Source organism: Methanopyrus sp. SNP6 (assembly GCF_002201895.1).
GTDB lineage: Archaea > JAADCQ01 > Methanopyri > Methanopyrales > Methanopyraceae > Methanopyrus.
This window is the reverse complement of the sequence record NZ_CP019436.1, coordinates 929,943-952,790: the sequence shown is the minus strand read 5'-3', so window position 1 is coordinate 952,790 and position 22,848 is coordinate 929,943. Positions and strand designations below refer to the sequence as shown.

Annotated in this window: 18 protein-coding genes and 1 tRNA gene; 13 read left to right on the top strand and 6 right to left on the bottom strand. The window is 56.1% G+C overall.

Annotated elements, in window-relative coordinates; all coding sequences use genetic code 11:
• The 6 genes from BW921_RS05305 to albA form a co-directional block, all read right to left on the bottom strand.
• Complete coding sequence (locus BW921_RS05305) at positions 1-762, bottom strand: AAA family ATPase (protein WP_148688869.1); 762 nt, start codon at positions 760-762, stop codon at positions 1-3.
• The gene (gene cdhC, locus BW921_RS05300; protein ID WP_394338950.1) at positions 759-2,087 is read right to left on the bottom strand and encodes a CO dehydrogenase/CO-methylating acetyl-CoA synthase complex subunit beta; all 1,329 of its coding nucleotides are present in this window, start codon (positions 2,085-2,087) and stop codon (positions 759-761) included. Before cdhC ends, BW921_RS05305 begins: the two co-directional genes overlap by 4 nt.
• 76 nt (positions 2,088-2,163) lie before the next feature.
• Positions 2,164-4,062: a hypothetical protein gene (locus tag BW921_RS05295; protein ID WP_236953810.1), complete on the bottom strand. Its 1,899-nt coding sequence runs from the start codon at positions 4,060-4,062 to the stop codon at positions 2,164-2,166.
• A 28-nt stretch (positions 4,063-4,090) separates the two neighbouring features.
• On the bottom strand, positions 4,091-4,570 hold the full coding sequence (locus BW921_RS05290; protein WP_168168774.1) for a carbon monoxide dehydrogenase beta subunit family protein: 480 nt from the start codon (positions 4,568-4,570) through the stop codon (positions 4,091-4,093).
• A gap of 5 nt (positions 4,571-4,575) precedes the next feature.
• The gene (cdhA, locus tag BW921_RS05285) at positions 4,576-6,855 is read right to left on the bottom strand and encodes a CO dehydrogenase/acetyl-CoA synthase complex subunit alpha (RefSeq protein ID WP_148688865.1); all 2,280 of its coding nucleotides are present in this window, start codon (positions 6,853-6,855) and stop codon (positions 4,576-4,578) included.
• A gap of 2,418 nt (positions 6,856-9,273) precedes the next feature.
• A complete protein-coding gene (albA, locus tag BW921_RS05280) occupies positions 9,274-9,555 on the bottom strand; it encodes a DNA-binding protein Alba (protein WP_011019084.1) in 282 nt (93 codons plus the stop codon).
• Positions 9,556-9,724: 169 nt separating this feature from the next.
• Here albA and BW921_RS05275 point away from each other — a divergent pair, with 169 nt between their 5' ends.
• From BW921_RS05275 to BW921_RS05215, 13 genes are all read left to right on the top strand, one after another.
• A complete protein-coding gene (locus tag BW921_RS05275) occupies positions 9,725-10,246 on the top strand; it encodes a transcription elongation factor NusA (RefSeq protein ID WP_168168773.1) in 522 nt (173 codons plus the stop codon).
• 1 nt (position 10,247) lies between these two features.
• A complete protein-coding gene (coaBC, locus tag BW921_RS05270) occupies positions 10,248-11,366 on the top strand; it encodes a bifunctional phosphopantothenoylcysteine decarboxylase/phosphopantothenate--cysteine ligase CoaBC (RefSeq protein WP_236953808.1) in 1,119 nt (372 codons plus the stop codon).
• Between the two features lie 6 nt (positions 11,367-11,372).
• Positions 11,373-12,137, top strand: coding sequence for a 4-phosphopantoate--beta-alanine ligase (locus tag BW921_RS05265; protein WP_148688862.1), 765 nt, complete (start codon positions 11,373-11,375; stop codon positions 12,135-12,137).
• Positions 12,115-13,410 (top strand): histidinol dehydrogenase, encoded by a 1,296-nt coding sequence (gene hisD / locus BW921_RS05260; RefSeq protein WP_168168772.1) that lies wholly within the window; start codon positions 12,115-12,117, stop codon positions 13,408-13,410. The genes BW921_RS05265 and hisD overlap by 23 nt, the downstream gene beginning before the upstream one ends.
• Positions 13,411-13,453: 43 nt before the next feature.
• Complete coding sequence (gene aspS / locus BW921_RS05255) at positions 13,454-14,749, top strand: aspartate--tRNA(Asn) ligase (protein ID WP_148688860.1); 1,296 nt, start codon at positions 13,454-13,456, stop codon at positions 14,747-14,749.
• A 10-nt stretch (positions 14,750-14,759) separates the two neighbouring features.
• The gene (locus tag BW921_RS05250; protein ID WP_148688859.1) at positions 14,760-16,001 is read left to right on the top strand and encodes a hypothetical protein; all 1,242 of its coding nucleotides are present in this window, start codon (positions 14,760-14,762) and stop codon (positions 15,999-16,001) included.
• Between the two features lie 47 nt (positions 16,002-16,048).
• Positions 16,049-16,138, top strand: a tRNA-Leu gene (locus tag BW921_RS05245).
• 347 nt (positions 16,139-16,485) lie between these two features.
• The gene (locus BW921_RS05240) at positions 16,486-18,243 is read left to right on the top strand and encodes an ATP-binding protein (protein WP_148688858.1); all 1,758 of its coding nucleotides are present in this window, start codon (positions 16,486-16,488) and stop codon (positions 18,241-18,243) included.
• Positions 18,244-18,264: 21 nt separating this feature from the next.
• Complete coding sequence (locus BW921_RS05235) at positions 18,265-20,052, top strand: CpaF family protein (RefSeq protein WP_210400437.1); 1,788 nt, start codon at positions 18,265-18,267, stop codon at positions 20,050-20,052.
• A gap of 3 nt (positions 20,053-20,055) precedes the next feature.
• Positions 20,056-21,327, top strand: a complete 1,272-nt coding sequence (locus BW921_RS05230; protein ID WP_148688856.1) for a type II secretion system F family protein — start codon at positions 20,056-20,058, stop codon at positions 21,325-21,327.
• 12 nt (positions 21,328-21,339) lie between these two features.
• Entirely contained in the window at positions 21,340-22,332 is a 993-nt protein-coding gene (locus BW921_RS05225) for a type II secretion system F family protein (protein ID WP_148688855.1), read from the top strand.
• A complete protein-coding gene (locus tag BW921_RS05220) occupies positions 22,333-22,521 on the top strand; it encodes a hypothetical protein (RefSeq protein WP_088335846.1) in 189 nt (62 codons plus the stop codon).
• Between the two features lie 62 nt (positions 22,522-22,583).
• A complete protein-coding gene (locus BW921_RS05215) occupies positions 22,584-22,811 on the top strand; it encodes a hypothetical protein (protein ID WP_148688854.1) in 228 nt (75 codons plus the stop codon).
• Positions 22,812-22,848: the final 37 nt, after the last annotated feature.

The following is a 22,848-nucleotide window of genomic DNA, read 5'->3' as shown; positions in this document are numbered from 1 at the left end:
TCAGAGCACCCCCGCCCGCGTAAGTACGGCGCGCATATCACGGCGGACCTTAGCGTCAGGTGGGAGTTCGGTCAAAGGGATACCATGAAGCTCGAGTCGAACTACCTCGTCGTCGGGTCTCACGAATCCCGCGAACTTAAGACCGAGCTCCTCGCCCTTCTCGCGTATGACCGCGTATTCATCCTCAGTCACGCGGTTCGCCACGACCCACATCTCACCGACGTCGGATTCGAGTTCGTCGATTAGCTTGGATATCCTGACCGCAGTCCGAAGCGCCTTGTAGGAGTGATCTACGACTGTCAATACCGTGTCGACGCCCTCGATGATACCACGACTGATGTGTTCGAGCCCTGCCTCGCAATCCACTATCACGTAATCGTAGTTGGGAAGGAGATCCATCATAACCCGACGGAGCCAGTGATTCACTGCGCAGTAGCAGCCCTTACCCTCAGACCTACCCATCACTAGCAAATCGTAGTCGTCGAACTCCTGAAGTGCGTTCATCACAAGGTATTCCATGTAGGCCTGCTTATCGAAGCCTGGCGGGAGCCCTCCTCCCTCGATCTCACGCTTGAAGTGCTCTCTGATCTCACCGAGCGTGGTGTCGACCTCTACCCCTAGCACGTCGGGCATGTTGGCGTCCGGATCGGCATCGACCACCAGAAGGTCGGCGTCGGGGTGTCGGTCGAGGAGTTCGAGTACTGTGAGTGCGGCGAGGAGAGTCTTCCCCGTGCCCCCCTTACCGGTGAAGGCTAGGATCAACTCTCATCTTCCCGATCGGCGCGCTTGATGATGACCTTCTCCGCGTAAATCTTGGCGTTTTTCAGCACGATTTTCACGTTCAGACCTCCACCGGGCGCGATCGGAAGCTCCTCCACCTCCATCGTCGGTTCTTCGGCTGGTGCTTCCTCCTCCGGAACCTTCTCCTCCTCTTCTTCCTCTTCGGCCCAGCGCTCGACGACCGGGTGTTCGACTTTCTCGAGGAACTCCCGGAGCTCCTCCACAGTGGTCGCGTCCTCCTCGGTGGCTATCTTGTCGTACAGCTCGTCGGGGATGGCGTGCTTCATGCGTTCTTTCAGCGCCTTAGGAATCCAAACCACGCGCTCCCAGCCGCCGTCGTACTGTAGGAACTTATCAGACTCCATGTAACCGTAGCTTACGCCAACGAAACCCGGCTGCTGCTCACCGCCGCTGGCCTCACCCGCCATGGTCGAGAACGGGAGCCCGATCGGGGTCTCACCCGGGTACTCACGGTCAACGATTCCGAACCCGTCTACCTCGGGGATGTAGAACACGACAGCCTGGAAGCAGCCGCAGCTCGTATGCGGGTACTCGAGACAGGAGTGCAAGAACACTCGCTCGACGGCACCCTGAGAGTGTTCCTGAAAGGCCTTGTTCACACCCTCGTACTCGCCGGCTTCGGGGTCAAGACACTCTCCCTTCTCGATCGGGAATATAGGGCCCTCAGGATCGATCTTGTAGGCCGCCTTAGCGTCGTGCCAGGTGATCGAGCCACAGAGGCTCGGTCGGTCCGGAGTTATTACACACACGTGAGTCGGCGCGAAGGACTGACACATCAGGCACACGTAGAACTCGTCGACGTCCTCCTCCGAGAGTCCCTTCGCACGTTCGTCGCGCTTCTGATAGATTTCCCTGGCGTACTCTATGAACTCCTCCACATTCTCCTCGTCCGTAATTATCGTGACTTCCACCGAGTCGATGACGTTGCCGAACTCCTCCTTGTACAGCTCCCGGAGCACGATGCCGAGGTGCTCCAATCGGAACCCCTTCTCCACGGCGTCCTTCGAGACCCTACACCAAATCTGGTCTCGCTGATTCAGGTGCATGAAACCTTCAACGTAGTTGCAGAACTCGTGGATACGTCGCTCTAGTACACCTTCCACGTCCTCCTCGAGCTCCTCACCGGCGGCTTTCACGTAAATGGCGAACGGGTATCGCTCTCCTTCCTCCATCTCGTCGATGTCTGGGCCGATTACTTCCACCTTGTCCGGCTCGATCTCGTCCGGGTCCACAACCTTGAACAGTTCAGCGCCTAAGCCCTTCGGCCCCGCCAACTCGACGTACATGTCACCGCTTCGTATCCGCTCGCCCTCGTGCCTCGGGCTCACGTCCACGGGCAGATCCGCAAGACCCGTCAACTCCTCACTCACCCCCCTCGGACAGTAAGGTAGGATCGGATGCGCGCGATCTAGGTGCCCATCCGGTCTTCTCCAGCAGCTCCCGTATTTCGGACCTGAGCGTCACCGGGATGTCGCTCTCGTCCCGAATGATCAGGTCGAGGTCGGGCGGGAGTTTTCCGTAAAGCTCCCGGTACAACTCCACGTACGATTCGACCTTGTTCTGGCGACCTTCCGGGGTGTCGTTGGGACGCATACACAGCCGAGCCGCGGTGACAGCCGCCTCCTTCCAATTCGATACCACGCACCTCAGATGTCTCGGGGTAGGATCCTCTACTTCCTCTCCCGAACGAGCGTCGACGATCTTCGGGTCCTTCTCGATCAACAACGAGCCCGCCTCCGGGTCGGGACCCAGTATTACTGGGATACCCCACCGAGTGATCCCGTAGGCCGCCGAAACCAAGTGTTCCGGGTACTCATTTCCCCAGGCTATCACGCAGGCCCCGACTCGATTGAGTACGTAATCGGCGACCCGTACGGGTTCTCCCCTGATGGGAAGCCTACCGAAGATCACACCCACGCGGACGCAGGCCCCGACCAAATGCGCGGTGGACGTACAGGGTCCGGTATTGAGGAGCGTATTCGGGTACCGTTCGTACAACGTCTTACCTTCTTCGTCCAAGTATGAGCCCAGTGCAACGGCTAAACAACCCGGGACTAGCACCAAGTATCCGCGCTCTAGGAGGGCCTCGGCGATCTTGGCGGGTTCTTCGACGTCCTCGGACTTCTCGGGACAGGACACTAGGACGACTATCCCCGGGATGTTGCCTGAAACTACCGGAACACCTACGTTTCGGATCACCACATCCGTGAGGCGGGTCGGTGGGCCGATCCGGAAAACCTTCCGAGGGTATCCCTTCCGATCGCGTGATCCACAGACTCGAAGAGCCGTCCACGCGGCGATTTCCACGGCCTTGAGAGGTTCCTCCACGTAAACAGCGTCCTCGTCGGTAACGAGGACCTCGACAGCCTTCTCAACAGGGTAGTCGGTGACGTCGGGTAGGTCAGCTACGCGAGCCCCGACGGTGGCGACGAGCTTGGATCCGCCCTCGCATACCGCCTCGATCACGTCTTCTCCCGTGCACGTCCCGTCGACTACCACCACATCCGCGAACCCGGAAGAGACGTATTCGTAGTACATGGACAGTAGTCCTACGACCCTGACGTGGTCCTCGCAGTTGGGCCACGCGGTGTGTGTTAATCCGACGATCCCCACCTGTCTCGCGAGCGTTCCTAACTCTTCGTTGATGATATGGCCCAGGAGCGGTAGATGACCGACCAACAACACCGTAGGACGTTCCGGTAGATCATCCGTCCCGATCTCGAACACTCCCTCCGATTCCGGGACCTTCATCAGCGTGGAGAGGGCCGCATCGGCTATTTCCATCGCGAGGAGACCGATCGCGCCGGCGTGCATAGCCACGGACTCGTAACCTTCTATGGAGTGCGACCGCAGGAGCTCCGAGACCGAGGAAGCCAGCTCCAACCCCGCGTAGGACAGTCCGACTTCGAGGTCATCTGTGCACTCGGGAGGACTCCCGAGCAGCGTCTCGTATAGAGGGAGCGGCGTCTCCGCACCGAACCCGGGATCCAAGGGCTCTCCAGTTTGACGCAGCAGTTCTACCGCGAGTCGGGCCGTGGAGATTAGCCCCGCCGTACCCTCGCAACATAGCGTTACCACCGTGCGAGCTACTTCTCGCCGTTTCTCTTCCGAATCACCTGGGACCACGGTCAAATCGTAGACCGACGTCAACGTCCTGTCCCACGGAAGCAACTCGCGGCGAGTCGGTCCCTCCACCTCACTTTCGGAGCCCCACTCAACCACCAGCTCCCCTATTTCGACTTCAACGTCCTCCCATTTCACGTCCAACCTGACCACGCCCTTACTATGATTAAACACCCGCCAAAGAGCTCAGCTCTTGGAGGAACTGCTCCCTTTTCATTGTAGGCAACGAGTAGTCCGCGCTGGGGCAGTACTCGGGATTCAACGACACTTTCACCAGGTCAGGTCGCGCGTGACGGAGTCCCTGGAGTACTCGGTCGGTTACGTCGGTACGGGACCCAGTGAACACGACGAGATCTGGGTGAACTCCGAGTATTGGAGCGTCCCATTGGAGCAAGGCCGCCACCTCGACAATACCCATCTTGCGACCCAGGTCACTGCCCTCGTACGGGGCAGTGCAGACGGCGCTCATCCTGAACTCCTCACGCAGCTTCACCAGGAGTTCCCGCCACTCCTCGTCCTCCACAGCCTTCGGGCCGACGATCATCAGCGGATCGTTAGCGCGACGGAACACCATCTTGAGCACCGGAGCTCGGGCTACCTTGGCCTTGTCCGTGTAAATCAGCGTGGGATCCTTCGGTAGCGACAACGGGCTTAACCCCGCACGTTCTCTCCCAGCGAGGGTTCGGCGATACCCTTCCTTGGCTTCCAACCGACCTCATTCAGGTACTCCATCACCTCGTCGCGCAAAGTGATCGGAACGTCGTTCTTGTCGCGGACGTACAGTGGAAGGTCCGGTGGGAGCTCGTTGTAGAACTCCTTGTACAACTCGATGTAGTTTTGAAGCTTAGTCTGTCGTCCCTGTGGGGTATCGTTGGGACGGATGCAGAGTTTCACCGCCTGAACTAGCGCCTCCCTCCAGTCTTCCGCCGCGTACTTCAGGTGGATGGGACAATACTCCTCGCACTCCTCACCGGTGCGTGCATCGTACACCGTCCAATCCCCATCGAGGTCACCGATGTACAATGTTTGATACTTGAGACCAGCCGGACCGTAAACTATTGGAATACCCCATCGCGTGAAACCCGTGGATATCGCGAGGGCCTTCTGGCTCATCGCGCCCCACAGTACCCCACAAGCTCCGACCCTGTTGAGGATGTAATCGGCGATTTCCTTGAAGTTCCCTTTAAGTGGCTTTTTCGCGAAAATAGCAGCGATCTTAATACACGCACCGAGTATATGAGCGTTCGAGACACAAGGACCGGTGTTCACGAGACAACCCGCGTCGAACTTATCTTCGTACTTTTCATACAAGGTCTTACCATCCTCATCCGTGTACATACTAAGTGACATTGCTGCGCAGCCCGAAGTTAGTACGATATAATTTCGTTCCAGAAGTTCTTCCACCATTTTACCCACTTGCTTCACATCGTCGGGATAGTTCGGACACGCTACAAAAGCGACTACACCGGGAATATCACCCATTACGATGGGACCTCCGACCTGTCGTATCTCGACATCCTTGATCGGACCTCGGCCGGTGCGTACTTTATATTTCTCCTCTTTGGTCCTCAGTCTCCAGGCGTCCTCGATCATGTTCATGATGCGGATCTTCGACGGACATTCGGACTCACACCGGGCACAACCCACGCACCGGTCGAACAGTTCGGCAAGTCCATCCAAGTCGCCGTTCGCCGCCCTCTCCATGGACTCGACGATCGGTAAGTCGTTCGGGCACACCCGTTCACAGTCGCCGCATCCCAAACAGCGCTCCGCCTCCTTCTGGAGTCTCCTCGGATCGGGCTGTGGGATTTCCTTCTTCCGCCGCTCGTGGACCCTTATCGCGACCTCAACAGCGACTTCTGCGGCCTTCTCCAGATCCTCGATGAAGACTCCCATCCACTCTCCGGAAACCATCTTCTCGACGATCTTCTCCGTGGGTTCGTCCGTGACGTCCGGCAGTCCGGCCATCACCAGATCTCGCGTCGCGATGACTCTAGATCCGACCTCATTGGCCTCCTCCACGATATCCGCGCGGATGCACTGTTCATCGAGCACGATCACATCCGCGATACCCATCCTCACGTAGTGGAGCTGTCTCGACAGGGGCCCGATCACCTTCGATCGATCGTCTACACGGCTGACGTCCCAAGCCGTACAGCAGATCCCGAGAACCTCGACCTCCTCGTCGAGACCGCGATCTTCCAGGTAATCGAGGACCTCGGTACCGGGGGCCACGTTGTGACCTATTAACAGTATACATGGTTTGGAGTCATCCGCCGCGAACGGACCGAACTCCACAAGGGGCGCCTCGCCCTTAGGCATGTCGAAAGCAGTGATCTGCGCCACGTCGGCTATCTCGAGCGCGAGGTTGTCGATCATCCCGGCGTGGAGGGACTTGGACTCGTAATCGTGAGGGTCCATCTCCTGACCCATGTGTACGGAAGATAGAACCTTAGCGAGCTCGCGCTCGATGTACTCGAGCCCCTTCTCGAGGTCAGAGACCGTCTTCGGCCTGAAACCCACGATCGTCTCGAATATCGGGGCTACAACGTCGATCTCGGGGCCCAGATCGATCTCCATGTCACCGAACTTTTTTAGGATATACTCGACGAGGTGGCGTGCGTGGGCCGTGTGGCAAGCCGCACCGATGCAGGCCTTGAGCGCGGTGAATCGGGCCGTGTTGGAGCGGATGCCTATCCCGCAAGCACCCCGCCTACCCTCTGATAAGTTGCAACGGCCGTACGTGCACATACAACACATATCGCATACGGGAAACGACACCACTCGATACCGGGCGAAAAGTTTTCTATCCCAATCAGCGAGATCCGAGACAGTGGGACACGGTAACGGTCCCTCTCCCCTGGGTTCGAAACCTTCCACAGAACCTATCTGAACCTTCAACCCATCGAACTCGAGCTCGAACGGGGGCATTACCCTACCACCCGACCTTACGGTTTTCCCGAAACCAGTTTCGGGGGAATCCGAACCGTGCGTCACACCGCCCAGGTCTTACTTATAATGTTTTTTGCCGTGACCGCACCCGCTACCGCGACCTCGTCGAAACTTCAAGGTGATCCATACGAGGAACTGAGAGAAGATCTGAAGGCGATGTTCTCTGATTACTACCCGCATTACGACGCTTTCACCCCAGGGGACGTCAAGCTAGATGGGGAGTACTGCGCGTCGTGTGAGATCACGACGGGAACGAAGGTACAACTACAACCAGGGATAGAGGCGGAGGGCGTACTCGTAGTGACGAGATCATCACAAGAGTCATCAGACATATGGATCGTGAACTGGAACGGCTGGGCACTCAAGCTGATGTCAATACAAGAGAAACCAACCGACACAGCTTACGCAACAATAAAAGGAGGAAAAGAAGGAATCGTACTCTTAGCCGGACCGGATGGAAACGGGGTCTTCCTACACACACTGCACCTATCGTTCAAGGAATACCTAAGATTCAAAAAGGAAGAGAAAGAGGAAGTCTTGTACGTTCCGGAGATGAAGGATGGAGATAGGAGGGTTATACCGGCACAAGGAAAGGTCAGCCGAGTCCGAGTATTACACGTAGGCTACGAGTACGGGAAGAACGGCAGCGTGGAGAGAGTTCTGTTCCTGGTAATATACACGGTGGAGAACTTGAAGAAACCTGTCGAGGAATACGGTTCTGACCTTTACTCCGCCCTAGTTCGAGTGGATCCGGATAACGACAGAATAGAAGTAACCTCCAACTCTATTATCAACGATTTCCAGCACGTAACCACGTTTAACGTCGACGTCCTTCCCGAGTACTACGAGTATCAACTCGGGAACCGAAAGGTAGAGGCAAAATGGGTCGCAGTGGCGTACGCGGAGCAGTGGAAGGAATGTGGAGTTTACCTGTCGATTTTGGGTTACTCATCCGCCGATGATACTTACTTACCGATGGTCTGGACGAGACTGTCGGACATGAGTTGCTCTCCTCCGATTGAGAACCTATTGATTTCTCACGTCGTCTTGAAGGACGGAACGGTGGTATTCCTAACGGTATGGAAGGACGGTAGGGACCCAGCGTCACAATTTAAAGAGTTATTGTACCCACCACCCACGGGTGAGGTAAAGGTCGACGGTGAAGTCGTCTGGTGTCAACCCGCGGTCCTGGAGATAGGTGACAGACCGGAAGTTCGAGTTATGATTAAAAACAAACCCGCAGCCATCGTTCCTATGGGTTGCACGCCGATATCGTTGATTAGTATCGGCGTTCTGAAGAATTCTAAACCTTCTATAGCGATTTTCTGGTTGGACGTCCTCAGTAAGAAGGAGGGCATCAGGTCGTTCCCGATTCCGGTGGCCAGGATCCAGGTGGCCAGTGAAGGGGAGAAAGAGAAGACGTACGCGACGCCGTGCGTGCTCGCGGTGTCGAAAAAGGTAGTACAGAAAAAACAGGAAAGAGAGAAGCAGGAAGAAGGGAAGACCGTCAACGAGGTCTTGTGGGTATTCGGAACCACGGACGGTAGGGCTCAGGACCCTAAGTTAGTACCTCACATATCGTTACCAGGGGACGAGTTCAGTGATGTGAAACTGTGGGAACCCTGGGCTTCGACCCTGACGGTAGCTTCTAACAAAATTAAATCGGCTGTAGTCGTGACAACTAGCAAGAGTATTACTTGTCCAGGTTCAGAGGTAGGAGGGTGTGTCGGTAGCGTAAACGCCGTAATATACGAAACCGAACAGGGAACATTCGTGATGCCATCAGTTCCAATCGTGGTATATTCCAGTACGATCATTCAGGATTCCATCGGAGGATATCAGTTGGTCATACCGATGAGGTACAGGATGATTAAAACGACACTAAATCTACCTCCTGGTCAGGCAACGAAAAGAGCGGACGAGATCGTCTTCCGAATTCGCGTGAACACGGATTACGACCTCATAACGACTAGGATGGGTTTATACCTAACAGTGGTAGTGAGGAGACTGAACGAGGTAGTTGGAAGCGCCCTCGTCGATCTATCGGGACAAAGTAATCCGGTGGTTAGTGGTAACGTGGAGAAGGTAGAAGTTCACTTTGAAGGTCACAGGTTACTGTACGTGGACGTGTGGGTGAAGTTGACGGAGAGTGGGGTTTACGTTGTAGAAGCATCTTTCTCGGACTCTTTAGGTAGGCTGATGGGTGAAGTTAACGCCACTACGATTAGTGTACCAATAATGAGGAGGGAGCAGGGAGTTGTAGGGTATGTCCCTCCGCGGCTCGGAGTGGAAGGCCAGGGAAGTTCCAAGGATTATCGCGGGGTGACGTTCCCGATTCCGTTTCCGATTCGGGTGAGAATCAGGAGGACGAGCGAGGATGGTGACCAAAAAACCGGTTTACACAGGCTTCTCGAGTACTATCTCTATCGTGGACACGTTGACGGTATCTCCTTCCTCCGTTTCGAGTTCTTCGGTACCGATTTTGATGTCCTTGACTTCGACCTCCGGCATGAAGCGGTTCCTGACGATCTCAGCGACGTCGACCGCACGGCTGATGGCACGACCACGAGCCTTGATTCGGACCTCGTTGGCTCCTTCATTGAACTGCGTGATGCAGGCTAGAACATAGTTCATGACGGGCTTGCTGCCGACGTACACGACGTTCTCCTCCTCAGCCATTGCGTGGACCCCCGTCCACTTCGGTTGCTGGGTTGGGCCGTGCGCAGTGCCGTGGATCCAGTAAATGAGTTTCGGGAACGCGCCACACAGGCCGGGTGCCCTACGAGTCAACTTTTTAACGGACGGCTCCCACGGCAGCTCCGTGAACCTGATTCTCGGGGGTTCGATGTTGGAGTTACCGATCTGTGAAGTGTGTGCGAAGACCGGGCTTCTATGCCCGGGGTGCGAGGAGAGACTGGAACGAGGAGAGATCACGGAAACCGACGTTGAGGTGTCCAAGAAGCTGGTGGAACTCAAGGAAGATCATCCATCACTCGAAGACGTAGCGCTGCTGAGGACCGTAGACACGGGAAACCTAGTGGTACTGGTGACGAGACAGGGGATGGCCGGGAAGCTCATCGGCAAGCGGGGTAGGATTTCCAGGGCCTTATCGGACCACTTAGGTAAGAAGGTGCGCGTCGTGGAGGAAGTCGAGGATCCCGAGGACGTGCGTCAGTTGAGGAAACTCGTGCAAGATTTAATCTTACCGGCGAGGTTGCTCAGTGTGAACGTTGTCTACGAGCCGGACGGTGAGCGTTACAAGGCGGTGATTCATCACAGGGACCGGCACCGAGTGCCTGCGGACACAGAGGAGCTTGAGAAGGCGGTGAAAGAGCTCACGGGGATGGAGGTGGAGGTGACCTTTGGCTAACGTGGTCGTATGCGTGACGGGTAGCGTAGCCGCATATCGCGCCCCGGACGTATGCCGGGAACTGACACGTCGGGGTCATCGCGTACGGGTCGTTACGTCGGAGGAAGCCCTGAGGTTCGTGGGTGAGGACGCACTGGGATTCGCGGCCGAGGATGTCGTCCCACGACTCACATCACGGGCGGAGCACGTGGAGCTGGCCGAGTGGGCCGACGTGGTGGTGGTAGTGCCGGCCACGCTGAACACCCTTGCCAAGATCGTGCACGGGGTAGCAGATGCCCCCGTCCCCCTCACGGCCTTGACATCGTTAGGGGCCGGGAAACGATTAGTCGTCGCCCCCGCGATGTCCTTACACATGTACCGGTCACCACCGGCTCGAGAGATCCTACGCCGACTGGAGAAGATGGGAGTCATCGTCGTGGGGCCCGTGATCGAGGAGGGGAAAGCGAAGCTGGCCTCAATAGGGGAGATAGTGAAAGCCGTGGAGGGGGAGCTATCGGGTTTCAGGATTTTGGTTACCGGAGGGCCGACGATGGAGCCGTTGGACAATGTTCGGGTGATCACCAACCGGAGCTCGGGACGGACGGCGTGTGAGATATGCCGCGAGCTTCGTGCGCGTGGGGCCGAAGTCGTGTTTATCCACGGACCGCTCCGGGTAGATCCGCCTCCGACGGATGAGCGCGTGGAGGTGGAAACAACCCGTGAAATGCTCGAGAAGGTCGTGAGTAGGGTCGACGACGCGGACGCTATCGTGATGGCGGCGGCACCGTCGGACTTTCGACCGGCGAAGCGCGCCGACGGGAAGCTGGACTCGCGACGTGAGCACGAAATCCGTCTGATCCCCACCGAGAAAATAGTAAGAGAAGTGTTTCCGGATTTCGACGGAGTTAGGGTGGCGTTCAAGCTAGATCCCGAGCCGGTGAGGGGAGCCCGACGGCTTCTGGACGAAGTTCCGTGTGAACTCGTCGTCGCCAACCCTCCGGAAACAGCCGGTGCCGAGGAATCGGAGTGGTGGATATTGGACGGAAACGGCGAGGTCATCGAACGAGTGAGAGGGGACAAGCGGGAGCTAGCCAAGAAGTTGGTAGACGCCCTCTCGAAATTGCTCCGTGCTCCGGGGTGACCGCGGGTGAAGATACCACCAGATCACCCGAGGGCGGAGGTGTTGAAGATCCGTGAGCGCCTCGTGCAGGGCTTCGAAGATGGATACGTGGTACCTCAAGGAATGATCGCCCAAGGCAGGGGCGAGGCGTTCGACTACTTAATCGGTGAGAAAACCATTCCGCCTGTCCGGGAAGCGATCAAGGCGGCGGCAGCCGCGTTCAAGCTCGCTGAACACCCTGTGATATCGGTGAACGGGAACACCGCCGCCCTGTGCTCAGAGGATCTCGTAGAGCTCTCCGAGGTCACCGGTGCCCCGCTCGAAGTGAACTTGTTCCACAGGACGGAAGATCGAGTGAAGAAGATCGCCAAGGTCCTTAAGGAGGCCGGAGCCGACAGGGTGTTAGGCGTCGATCCGGAGCATCTCGTCAGGCTCCCGAACCTGTCCTCTCCTCGAGCCGTGGTCGACGACCGTGGGATCCATCGGGCGGATGTGGTTCTGGTACCCCTGGAAGATGGGGACCGGACCAACGCCCTGAAGGAACTCGGAAAGACCGTAGTGGCCATAGACTTGAACCCACTCTCCCGCACAGCTCGTAGTGCCGATATCACCATCGTCGACAACGTCGTGCGCTGCGTCCGAAAGATCGCGCGGGAGTACGAGAGGATGGACCAAGATCGTGCGAGGTATGTGCTCCGAGAGTACGATAACGGGCGCGTGCTGGCCCGAGTTCTGGACCACATCCGAGAGCGACTGCGGGTGTTGGCCGATGAGGCTGCTGGTGCGACCTGAAGAGGAAGAGCTGGAACGCGTCCTGCGCAGGTCGGAGATGGACGTGACGGGAGTCTTATCCGACGTCGAGCGGATCTTCGAGAACGTAGTCGAACGAGGTGACGAGGCGCTGCTGGAATACACCGAACGGTTCGACGGGATCGAGCTAGAGGCCGAGGACCTCCGGGTATCCGAAGACGATTTCGAGGTCGCCCGTGAGCTCGTGGACGAGCGTACCGTGGAGGCGCTCGAGGAGGCGGCCCACCGTATCGAAGAGTTTCACAGGAAGTCCCTACCCCGCGTGGACAGGATAACCTTCGACGTGGAGGGGACGGAGTGTGGTCTCACATTCCGACCCGTTCCGAGAGTAGGATGCTACGTTCCCGGCGGACGCGCGTCCTATCCGTCGACAGCCCTCATGACCGTAATACCGGCACGCGTCGCGGGATGTCGCGAGGTGATAGTGTGTACGCCTCCAGTGGACAACGACATACGTGCCTCACCGGAGGTGCTGGTGGCGGCTGAGATAGCCGGCGCGGACGCTGTCTATCGGGTCGGCGGTGCGCAAGCCATCGCGGCGATGGCCACGGGAACCGAGGCGGTACCCCGAGTCGACAAGATCGTGGGTCCTGGGAACGTCTACGTGACAGCGGCTAAGCTCCTAGCATACTCAAGAGGGCTAACCGACGTGGACATGCCGGCGGGTCCCTCCGAAGTGTTCGTTATAGCGGACGACTCGGCCGACCCGGACTGGCTGGCACGGGACCTCATCGCCCAGGCGGAACACGATCCAAACGCCGCGGCGGTACTGGCCACCGACTCGGAGGAGATAGCCCGTGCCGTGAAGGAACGTATCGAGGAGTTACTGGACGCGGGGATAGAGCGTGAGGAGGTAGTCCTGAAGGCGCTCGACAGGAACGGATGGATAGTCGTACTCGACTCCCTAGAGGAGTGCGTCCGATTGGCCAACCGGTACGCACCGGAGCACCTACAGCTGTGCGTAGAGAACCCGGAGGAGTTGTTACAGGGCGTGGAAAACGCGGGCACCGTCTTCCTGGGTCACTTGACCGCGGTGCCGTTCGGGGACTACGCCACGGGTCCCAACCACGTGCTACCGACCGGCGGGTTCGCACGGGCCAGGGGTGCTCTAGGCACGTGGGACTTCGTGAAGATTATCCCGATCCAGCAGTTACGGGAGGGGGACGTGGAGTACCTCGCTCCGATCGTAGAGGAGCTGGCCGAGTGTGAGGGACTACCGAACCACGCGGAGGCGGTGAAGGTGCGCAGGTCCTGAGGGTTCTTAAGAGTAGCCATGCGCGCGGACTGGGGTGTGGAAAATGCTCAAGGACGCGTATACTGCAGACGTCACTCCCGAGCGGGACGGGGAAGAAGTGAGATTGGCGGGCTGGGTCCACGAGGTGAGGGACTTAGGCGGGATCAAATTCGTACTCCTGCGCGATCGTACTGGGATCGTACAGCTGACGCTTCCGAGGCAGAAGGTACCGAAGGAGACGTTCGAGAAGGTACCGAAGCTCACCAAGGAATCGGTAATCCGTGTCGAGGGTATCGTCCAGGCGAACGAGAAGGCCCCCAGAGGCGTCGAGATCATCCCGCGGCGCATCGAGGTGCTATCGAAGTCGAACACGCACCTGCCCTTGGATCCGACCGGTAAGGTGGATGCTGACCTAGATACCAGACTCGACGCACGGATACTAGATCTCCGTCGCGAGGAACCCCAAGCGATCTTCAAGATCAGAAACGTGGTGACCTCAGCGATCCGGGAGTTCCTCGAGGAGCGCGGGTTCATCGAGGTTCACACGCCGAAGATAATCGCCTCGGCGACGGAAGGTGGTACAGAGCTGTTCCCAGTGGTGTACTTCGAGAGGGACGCGTACTTAGCGCAGAGTCCACAGCTCTACAAACAGATGCTCATGGCCGCAGGATTCGAGCGCGTTTACGAGATAGGTCCAATCTTCCGCGCGGAGGAACATAACACGCGGCGGCACCTCAACGAGGCCATCTCAGTGGACATCGAGATGTCGTTCATCGAGAGCGAGGAAGACGTAATGCGGGTGCTCGAGAAGCTCCTGGCGCACATCTTCCGGAAAGTGCGAGAAGAGTGTGAGAGGGAGCTCAAGGTGTTGAATCAGGAGTTGCCAGAGCTGGAGGTACCGTTCGAACGTATAACGTACGAGGAGGCTCTGAATCTACTGTCTGACCACGGTATCGAGGTCGAGTGGGGTGAGGACCTACCGACCGAAGCCGAACGCAAACTCGGGGAAATCTTCGAAGAACCGTTCTTCATAACCGAATGGCCGAAGGAGATTAGGCCGTTCTACACCATGGCCAAGGACGACGAGGTGACGACAGCGTTCGACTTAATGTATAAGGGATTGGAGCTCGCCTCCGGAGCCCAGCGAGAACACCGTTACGACGTGCTCGTCCGACAGATAGAGGAGCAAGGACTGAACCCGGCGGACTTCAAATACTATCTCGAATCTTTCAAATACGGTATGCCGCCGCACGGTGGGTGGGGACTCGGACTGGAGCGCACCTTGATGACTATCACGGATGCCGAGAACATCCGTGAAGTAACCCTGTTCCCGCGGGACCGCAAACGCTTACATCCATGAGGGTAACGCGATGATTCGGGATGGCTACCGTTTCAGGCTCCTACTACTGATCTCGGGTGTTTCGGTTTTCTCCACGTCCACATACCTCAGTTACCTCTATCCAACGCCTACTTGCGATTGGTTCTATTACGGGTTCATAGCGAAATACTATTCGGAACACGGAGATTATCCGAAAGTCAGCTGGTGGCGTAAGGACGAACCACAATTCATTTACCGAAGCCCGATAATCCCACTATGTTCGCTGGTCATAAATCCGAAAGGTGGACCGAAAAGCGACTACAGATTCCTAATCGCGTTAGCGTTCGGATTCCTGGGGTCAATTCTGTCGTTCCTGATAGAGCCGAGGATGGGTTCCGTAATCCCATGGATTTTAACTACCACTTACACGATACACTACAGTTACTTCTTAGGAGGCAAACGGACGATTTGCCTACTCACGTACCCAGTGTTCGGGACACTCTTGGCTAAATCGCTAGTAGTCGGGAAAATCAGTAGGAGTGAGATAGCGCTCGCTACGTGTCTCGGAGCTATTACAGGATTGTTCTACGATGGGTGGTTAGAAATTCTTCCGCTAGCAGTACTGTTCGTACTGATCCCGGATGTCTCACCCGATCGAAGGAAAACTTTCCTAATAGTTTGGAAAGCCTTCGTGATCGGAGCCGCAATAACGATCGCGATCCCTGACCCGAACATTAGTGCATCACATGGCTTACTAGTTTACCATAATCCTGGTTTGATCTCGAAATTATTGGGGGTAGTATCGGAATGGAGACCGCCGGGTAATTTCGAGATGGCCGCTGTATTATGGTATATGTTGATAGTATCACCGGTGATATCTGGGATGTTAACGGAGAGACGCTCGTTGAAGTTAAAATTAGTCGGCGTAGCATACACGTCTGCGGGCCTCGTGGTTAAAAGACTCGGTCCTCCTTATTTGGTCGTCACCTCACCTCTGTGGTACGAGAAGAGGTGCGCAGTATCTATGGCGATATCCTCACTGGTGATATTTTCACTGGCGCTGAAATTTTCAGTTGAACCGTCGAAGGAGTTCTGGGAGAAGTATCCGGATTGGAAATTCATGAAGCCGGTGGTTCTGAAGAACCTCAAGCACGGTAGACCGTGGGGAGAAGGGGACCCACCTTTCGAGGCTTGGTTGTACTACGAGGTGGATAAGGTACCGGCCCGGGTTACCCCGTACGACATGGACTGGCGAGGTTACGAGCCACCGTTGACGAGCAGGAAGCGCGAATAGGGAGCAAAGTTAATAAGGTCTGGGGATGTGGGCAAGTTGTGGACGGAGCGGGGGCGCCCGAGCCTGGTCAAAGGGGCGGGACTTAGGATCCCGTGGCCGTAGGGCCGTCCCGGGTTCAAATCCCGGCCCCCGCACCAACCGGAAATCGTTACGATGATCGCAACGAAAAGGGAACCGTGAGTTCCTGGGACTGGGGAGCTCGGGACGCGATAACTACCGTACGCTCCGGTTCTCATGGGAATGGTGGCATAATGAGGATACTTAATGAAATAGGGTGGAAGGCTGCGTCGGAAGCTCGAGATGAACGTTTGGTCCGGATCCCCTCGACTCGAGTCGTTCCCGCGGGAGAGACTTAGGGGAGAGCTGCTCCGGCGGTCTAAGGTGACGGAGCCCCGATTGGAAGTTTTCGAAAAGGATTTCTCACTACGAGTGTATGATGCCGGGATTGGTCGCATAGGCGCCGGTCACACGGGGGTGAGAGACGTTGGCTGAAGATTTACCGCCCGAAATCTTGGAAGCTGTAGAGGAATACTATAACCGGCCGGAAATAGTCGAAGTAGTGGAGTCGTTGGTTAAACCAAAATCTATCGAGGATCTGGGATTACCCGAGGAGTACATCGAAAACCTCGTACTCAAAGTCATCGCGGATAGGGGGCCGGTGAGCGGTAGGGAAATCTACGAGATTACTAGGATTCCGATCCCGATACTAGAGGACATAGTCGACGAACTTCAAGATCGTAAGCTGGTGGGTCACGCTGGAGGAGGTCCAATGTTCCAGAACACGACTTTCGACGTGACTCCCAAGGGACGTGAGTTGGCCGCGGACATCATGAGAGAGGACCCGTACATTGGTGTGTGTCCAGTACCTTACGAGATGTACCGGGAGGTCGTGGGTGATCAAGTCGAGGGACGATACCCGATCGAGATACCAGAAGAGGTGTACGAGTACGCTTTCCACGACGTGATAGGGGCCGAGGAAGCCAAGCGGACGTACTACCTCTCGGCGACCAGCGGTAGAGGCATCATCGTTTTCGGACCCCCAGGTACGGGAAAGACGTTCACACTCAGTCGCATGGCGAAACTACTGCCACCAATCGTGATCCCGAAAGCCGTGTACGTTGCTGGTAGCGTATTACAACTATACGATCCGGACTTCCACGAGCCGAGACCCAGGCGGGAGCAACCGGGGGACGAGCGGTGGGTGAAGATACACGCCCCGTTCGTGTTCACGGGAGCGGAACTCACCCTAGAAGACCTCCAAGGCCGATATGACGCGGATAAAGGTGTTTACGAGGTACCTCCACACGTCAAGGCCCACGGTGGAGTGTTCTTAGTGGACGACGTGGGGCGTCAGAGGGACTCGCATATCGCTATCCTGAACAGATTGATCGTACCGATGGAGAACAAGAAGGATATAATCCACGTCGGCGGTACTGCGGTCGAAGTGTTCTGCGACTTCATCGCGGCTTTCTCGACGAACTTACCGATCACGGTGTTCGACGAGGCCCATTTGCGTCGTGCTCCACTGTTCGTACACCTATCCCACCCACCTTTGGAAGAAGCGGTGAAACTGTTCAGGAGACGGTTAGAGGATATGGGAGAGGAGTACACCGAAGACGCCCTAGCAACCTACCGCCGGGCGTTCACGCCCGAGGAAGAAGGAGGTTGGGGATTGAAACCCACGTTCGCCTACGCTCGAGACATCGCGCAGCTCGCCCAGGCGATCCGCATCCAAGAAGGGAAGGACGTCATCGATGGCGAAATCGTCGAGAAGGCGTTGAAGAAGCACATCGCGTTGACCCTGCAGCGTAAGGGTGCGGACCTCGACAAGTTCGGCACCGAGGAAACGGAAATCCCGGTAACGACAGTAGTGGTGAAAGGTGTTGCCGAAGAGGATGTGAGCGAGATCGAAAAGATTCCAGGAGTTCGTACCGTCTCGACCCTGGGTTCCGACGTGTACGTGGACTTGGAGGGGACTACACCCACCCGGTTCATCAGTCTTCTACGCGAGAGTGGTGTAGAGTTCGCCGATGTCGAGGTAGTGGGCACGTTTCGAGCCTCGATCCTCGCGGAGGCCACGACGATGGAAGGACTCATGGGAGGTGAAGGTAGTGAGGACACCACCGAGGGCGAGAGGATAGAACCAGAAACCGGAAAAGTAGACGGAGATACAAGTATAGTGGAGGAGGAGACGGAGGAAGTCGAGGACTTGGACGACTTACTCGAGGACCTAGAGTTATAACACCGGAAGGAGGTTATGAGGGTGCCCAGGAAGAGGAACGTCAAAGACCTTATCGGAGGTCTGGAGGAAGACGACTTACTCCGAGATATACTCGGGAAAGGAGGTTCGAAGTCGGAAGGTCTCGAGACCGTCAAAGAAACCGAAACCGGTGAAAAGAACCGCGAGGATGGGGAATCGAAGATCTCCCCACTCCCGTCCGAGGAGGCCGCAGAAGTCCTGGAAGTACACGAATCGGCGGAGGAGGAAGGGAAGGAACGGAAGACGCTGTGCGACGATGACGTTCGCAGGATCGTGGAGTATCCGGATCAACCGGTGCCTGTTTATATATCGAAGGAGTACGAGCGGTACTACAACTTCGAGCGTATCAGGACGAAAGTCCTGAAACACCTTGGACCACAAGCACCGCCGTACGTCCGAGACGATGATAAATTCAGAGAAGCCATCGACGAGATCAAGGATATCCTGTCGATGAACATAGATTTCGATCCCACAGAGTACACTACTCTCAAGGAGAGGGAAGACGCGTTCGTCGAGCTGGTGAGAGAGAACTTCGATGCAGTGCTAGAAGAGTACCCGGAATTCGAAGTTATAAGGGACGATCTATCACACCTACTCATGTACGAAATGGTTGGGTACAAGGAGATACACCCGCTGTTGAAAGACGACAACCTAGAGGAGATAATGGTAGTACCAGAGGTCGTACTCGGGGGTACCGCCAGGAATTGCTTCGTCTACGTGTACGACCGCGATCATGGAATGTGTTTATGTAACTTCCGTGTCAACTCACGCTCGATTCGCACGGTGATAGAGAGGATATCACGGGAGTCAGGTAGGAGGATAGACCGTGAAAACCCACTTCTAGACGCGCATTTACCGGATGGTAGCCGAGTAAATGCTACCATCCCCCCGGTAAGTCCAGACGGCCCAACACTCACAATCCGTAAGTTCAGGGAAGATCCGCTAACGATAACCGATATAATTAGGTTCGGAACGCTCAGCTATGAGGCCGCGGCTTACTTGTGGCTAGCCGTCGAATACGGCGCTAACATCCTGATCGCTGGAGGTACGGGTAGCGGTAAAACCACTACCTTGAACTGCCTCTGCATTTTCATACCACCAGAGGAGAGAGTGATCACCATCGAGGACACCCTCGAGCTCCAGCTTCCCCACGAGCATTGGGTACGGTTGACGACTAAACCACCTAACATAGAAGGTCGTGGTGAAATTACTATGGACGACCTCGTGAAGAATACACTCAGACAGCGACCCGACAGGATTATAGTGGGAGAAGTACGAGGTCCTGAAGCACGCACGTTGTTCACCGCTATGAATACGGGACACGACGGTTGTATGGGAACATTACACGCTAACACAGCCCGTGAAACTATTACCAGACTTACCAACGAACCTATGAACGTCCCGAACATCATGATACCTGCTCTCGATATCATAGTAATGCAGAATAGGTTTCTCCAGCGTGGGTCTGGTTCAATTAGGCGTATCACAGAAATTTCTGAAATCGCTGGAATGGAGGGAGAAACCGTACAGTTGAACACAGTGTTCGAGTGGAAACCGGAGACTGATGAAGTTACGAGTACGGAAGTACCGAGCATGGTCTTCAAGAAGATTCAGGAGAAAACCGGAATGAGCATGGATGAAATACTTCACGAAATCGAGATACGTAAGCGGATCTTAAGTTACCTAGTCGATAATAATATAAGGCACGTGAAGGAGGTTGGGAAATTCATACACGAATTCTACAAGGATAGGGAGTCGGTACTAGAGAAAGTGGGTATCACGGGGTACTAACGGTTGCTCCCGTACTTCGATACCTTCATCATGATCGTCGGTTTGGGAGTCGGGTGCGCGGTAGTCCTTTACGCTACGGGGATAGCCGAACGTGTAGGTCTGTACGTGGAATACGCTTTGTTCGTGGTGACTAGACAGGTGCAAAAAGTAAAGGAGTCGACACCGTCTGGGGCGGGTGAAGGACTCCCACTGAAGTTACCGTCCTTCTCTGGACTCACTGAAAAGCTCCGCGAGAGCACCGGTAGAATGTTAGGAGAGCGTCTCGGATCCGACCTCACGATCAAGGTAAGAGGAATACGGCACACAGCTAGAGAAGAGGACGAAGACGTCGAGAAGATCAAGCGAATAGTCTTAGGTACGGAAGAGGAGTGGGAAACTGACAGGACCGCGGAGGAGATCAACGAAAGGCTACGCAGGTTGCGCACGGAACGTGCTAATGTCTTGGAAACAATGATCGAAACCGTACAATCCTTCAGCCCAACGCTCGGAAACAGGCTTGCAACGTTGGCACCGGACAGGGAGACTTTAAGGAAAGCGGGACTCAGCGTATCCCCTGCGGCCTTCGCGACGTTCATGGCCATGAGCGGACTGGTGCTATCGATCTTAATGACGATCTTAGCCGTGGCTTCCCCGCTACCGACACCGGCTAAGGTGTTGGGACCGATAGTAGTCTTATTATTGGGCATGATAGTACCGAGAATCATGGTGACCATCCTCATCAGGCGACGGGAAAGTGAGATCGCGCGACAACTCCCGTACGCCATCCGCCAGATGGCTACTGAGGTGTCCGCCGGGCTGTCGCTGATAGAGTCGATGAAAAGCATCTCAGAGTCCGACTACGGGGCGCTCTCTGAGGAGTTCGAGAGGGTAGTCCGAGAGATCAACAGCGGGACTCCTATCAACGTAGCCTTACAAAGGATGGCCAACCGATGGGACGTAGACGGGTTGAAGACGATGGTCAGATTCATCGTCCAAGCAATGGAATCCGGAGCTAATATAGCGAAGACGCTGATGACCCTCGCCGACGAAATAGCGCACGAACTACGTCAGCGTTACCGTGAGTACGGGCACAAACTCCAAGCGCTGTCATTCCCGTACATAATGCTGACCCTGGTGATACCGACCCTCGTGACGGTTGCTATGCTCCTGGCGGCGAACCTGTCCGGAGCGTTCGTGGTACCACCGCGTCTATTCGGACCGATGATAGCGGGAATGGTAGGAGTGATGGCCGGAATGTTCCTGTTCTTGTTCAAATCGGCTGAACCGAAGGTCTAGGGGCCCCCAATCATGGGTTCACCCTTAACGGTACTTAGGAGCTTAGGACCCGCGATACGCCTGGCCGTACTAATAACGTATCCTATCGCGATACCGCTAGCCAGGATCCTGGTCACCCGTATGTTCCCAGAGTACCTCAAAAGGATGGATTACCTCCTCCGAATGAGCAATATCGACGTGCCCTACGAAGTATATCTGTCTGCGTCACTCATCTACGTACTTATCGGGATCGCCGTCTCTGGGCCGCTGATACCGAAATTAGGTCCAACCGCACTCTTACCTTCTGTAGCACCTTTGTACTTGTTATTGCACCCTCGCATCGTTCAAAGCCTGAGGATCAAGGAGATCGAAGAGAACCTACCGGACGCCTTGCGTCAGATGGTAGAGGAGCTTCGAGCGGGTCTCTCCGTGTTCGAAGCCATTCGGAACGTGGCTGAGTCGGATTACGGGGAACTGTCCAGAGAGTTCAGAATAGTCGTCAGGGACATGGACACCGGTAAGACGTTCGAGGAGGCCATCCTGGACATGGCCGAGCGTGTGGACTCAGAGCTCCTAACGCGTGCGATCCGCCTGACCGTCAGGATCTCGATGTCAGGGGGAGCACTGGCCGACGTACTCGAGGCGGTCGAGAACGATATCCGAGAGGTGCAAAAGATTGAGTTAGAACGGAAAGCCATCACGACCATGCCATGTCTCTCACTGGCGCTAGGCGGGCTGATCTCGGGACTTCCGGTAGGAGTAGCTTTCGGAGCCACGGTGGGAATCGCGATGATGGAAAAGATGGGGCCGACCTACGCCATGCTCCCGATGTACTTGCAGGCGGAGTACCCTCTGGCTTCGTACCCGCTAGTGCTCGGTATATTATCAGGGGCGGCCATAGGGATAGTCAGGTACGGAAGTTTGAGGAGGGGGTTGATATTCGGACTTCCTTTGGGCGCAGCCGCTGCCGGCGTGTACTTGGCGATCGTATCGACGGTACCGTCGTACGTATCGGGGATGATGTGATTGAGAAGCTCCGGTCAAGGCGGCATCGAGTACCTCATCTTAATCGCCGCCCTCGTAGGCCTAGGGATAATGATCGCGTACTACTACTGGGCATCCTCCAAATCTACGGCGTCGGGAGCCAGTGAGGTCGGATCATACTCGCTCAACGTTGCCGCGAGCAAGGCGGAGGAAGTGTGGTCTAGGGTATGATGGATCAAAGTGAAAAGATTAAAAATGAGATAATGATCAGAGTTAACGGGGGAAGAGGCGCGATGCACCCACTCAAGGGATTATTGAAGTCCGAGCGCGGTCAGGGCGGTATCGAGTACCTGCTGTTAATCGCGGCACTGATCGGTCTAGGTATCTTAATCGCTTACTACTGGTGGACCTCAGCGAAATCGGCCGGAGCTGCAGCCGGCGGCGGTGCCGCAACGGCAGGCTCTCAAGCGAGCAGTACGGGTGTCAGCACAGCGCAGACGTACGCCGGTAAGATCTCATAAAAACCGATAGGACAACGTAGGCTCAGCACCCCTCCAT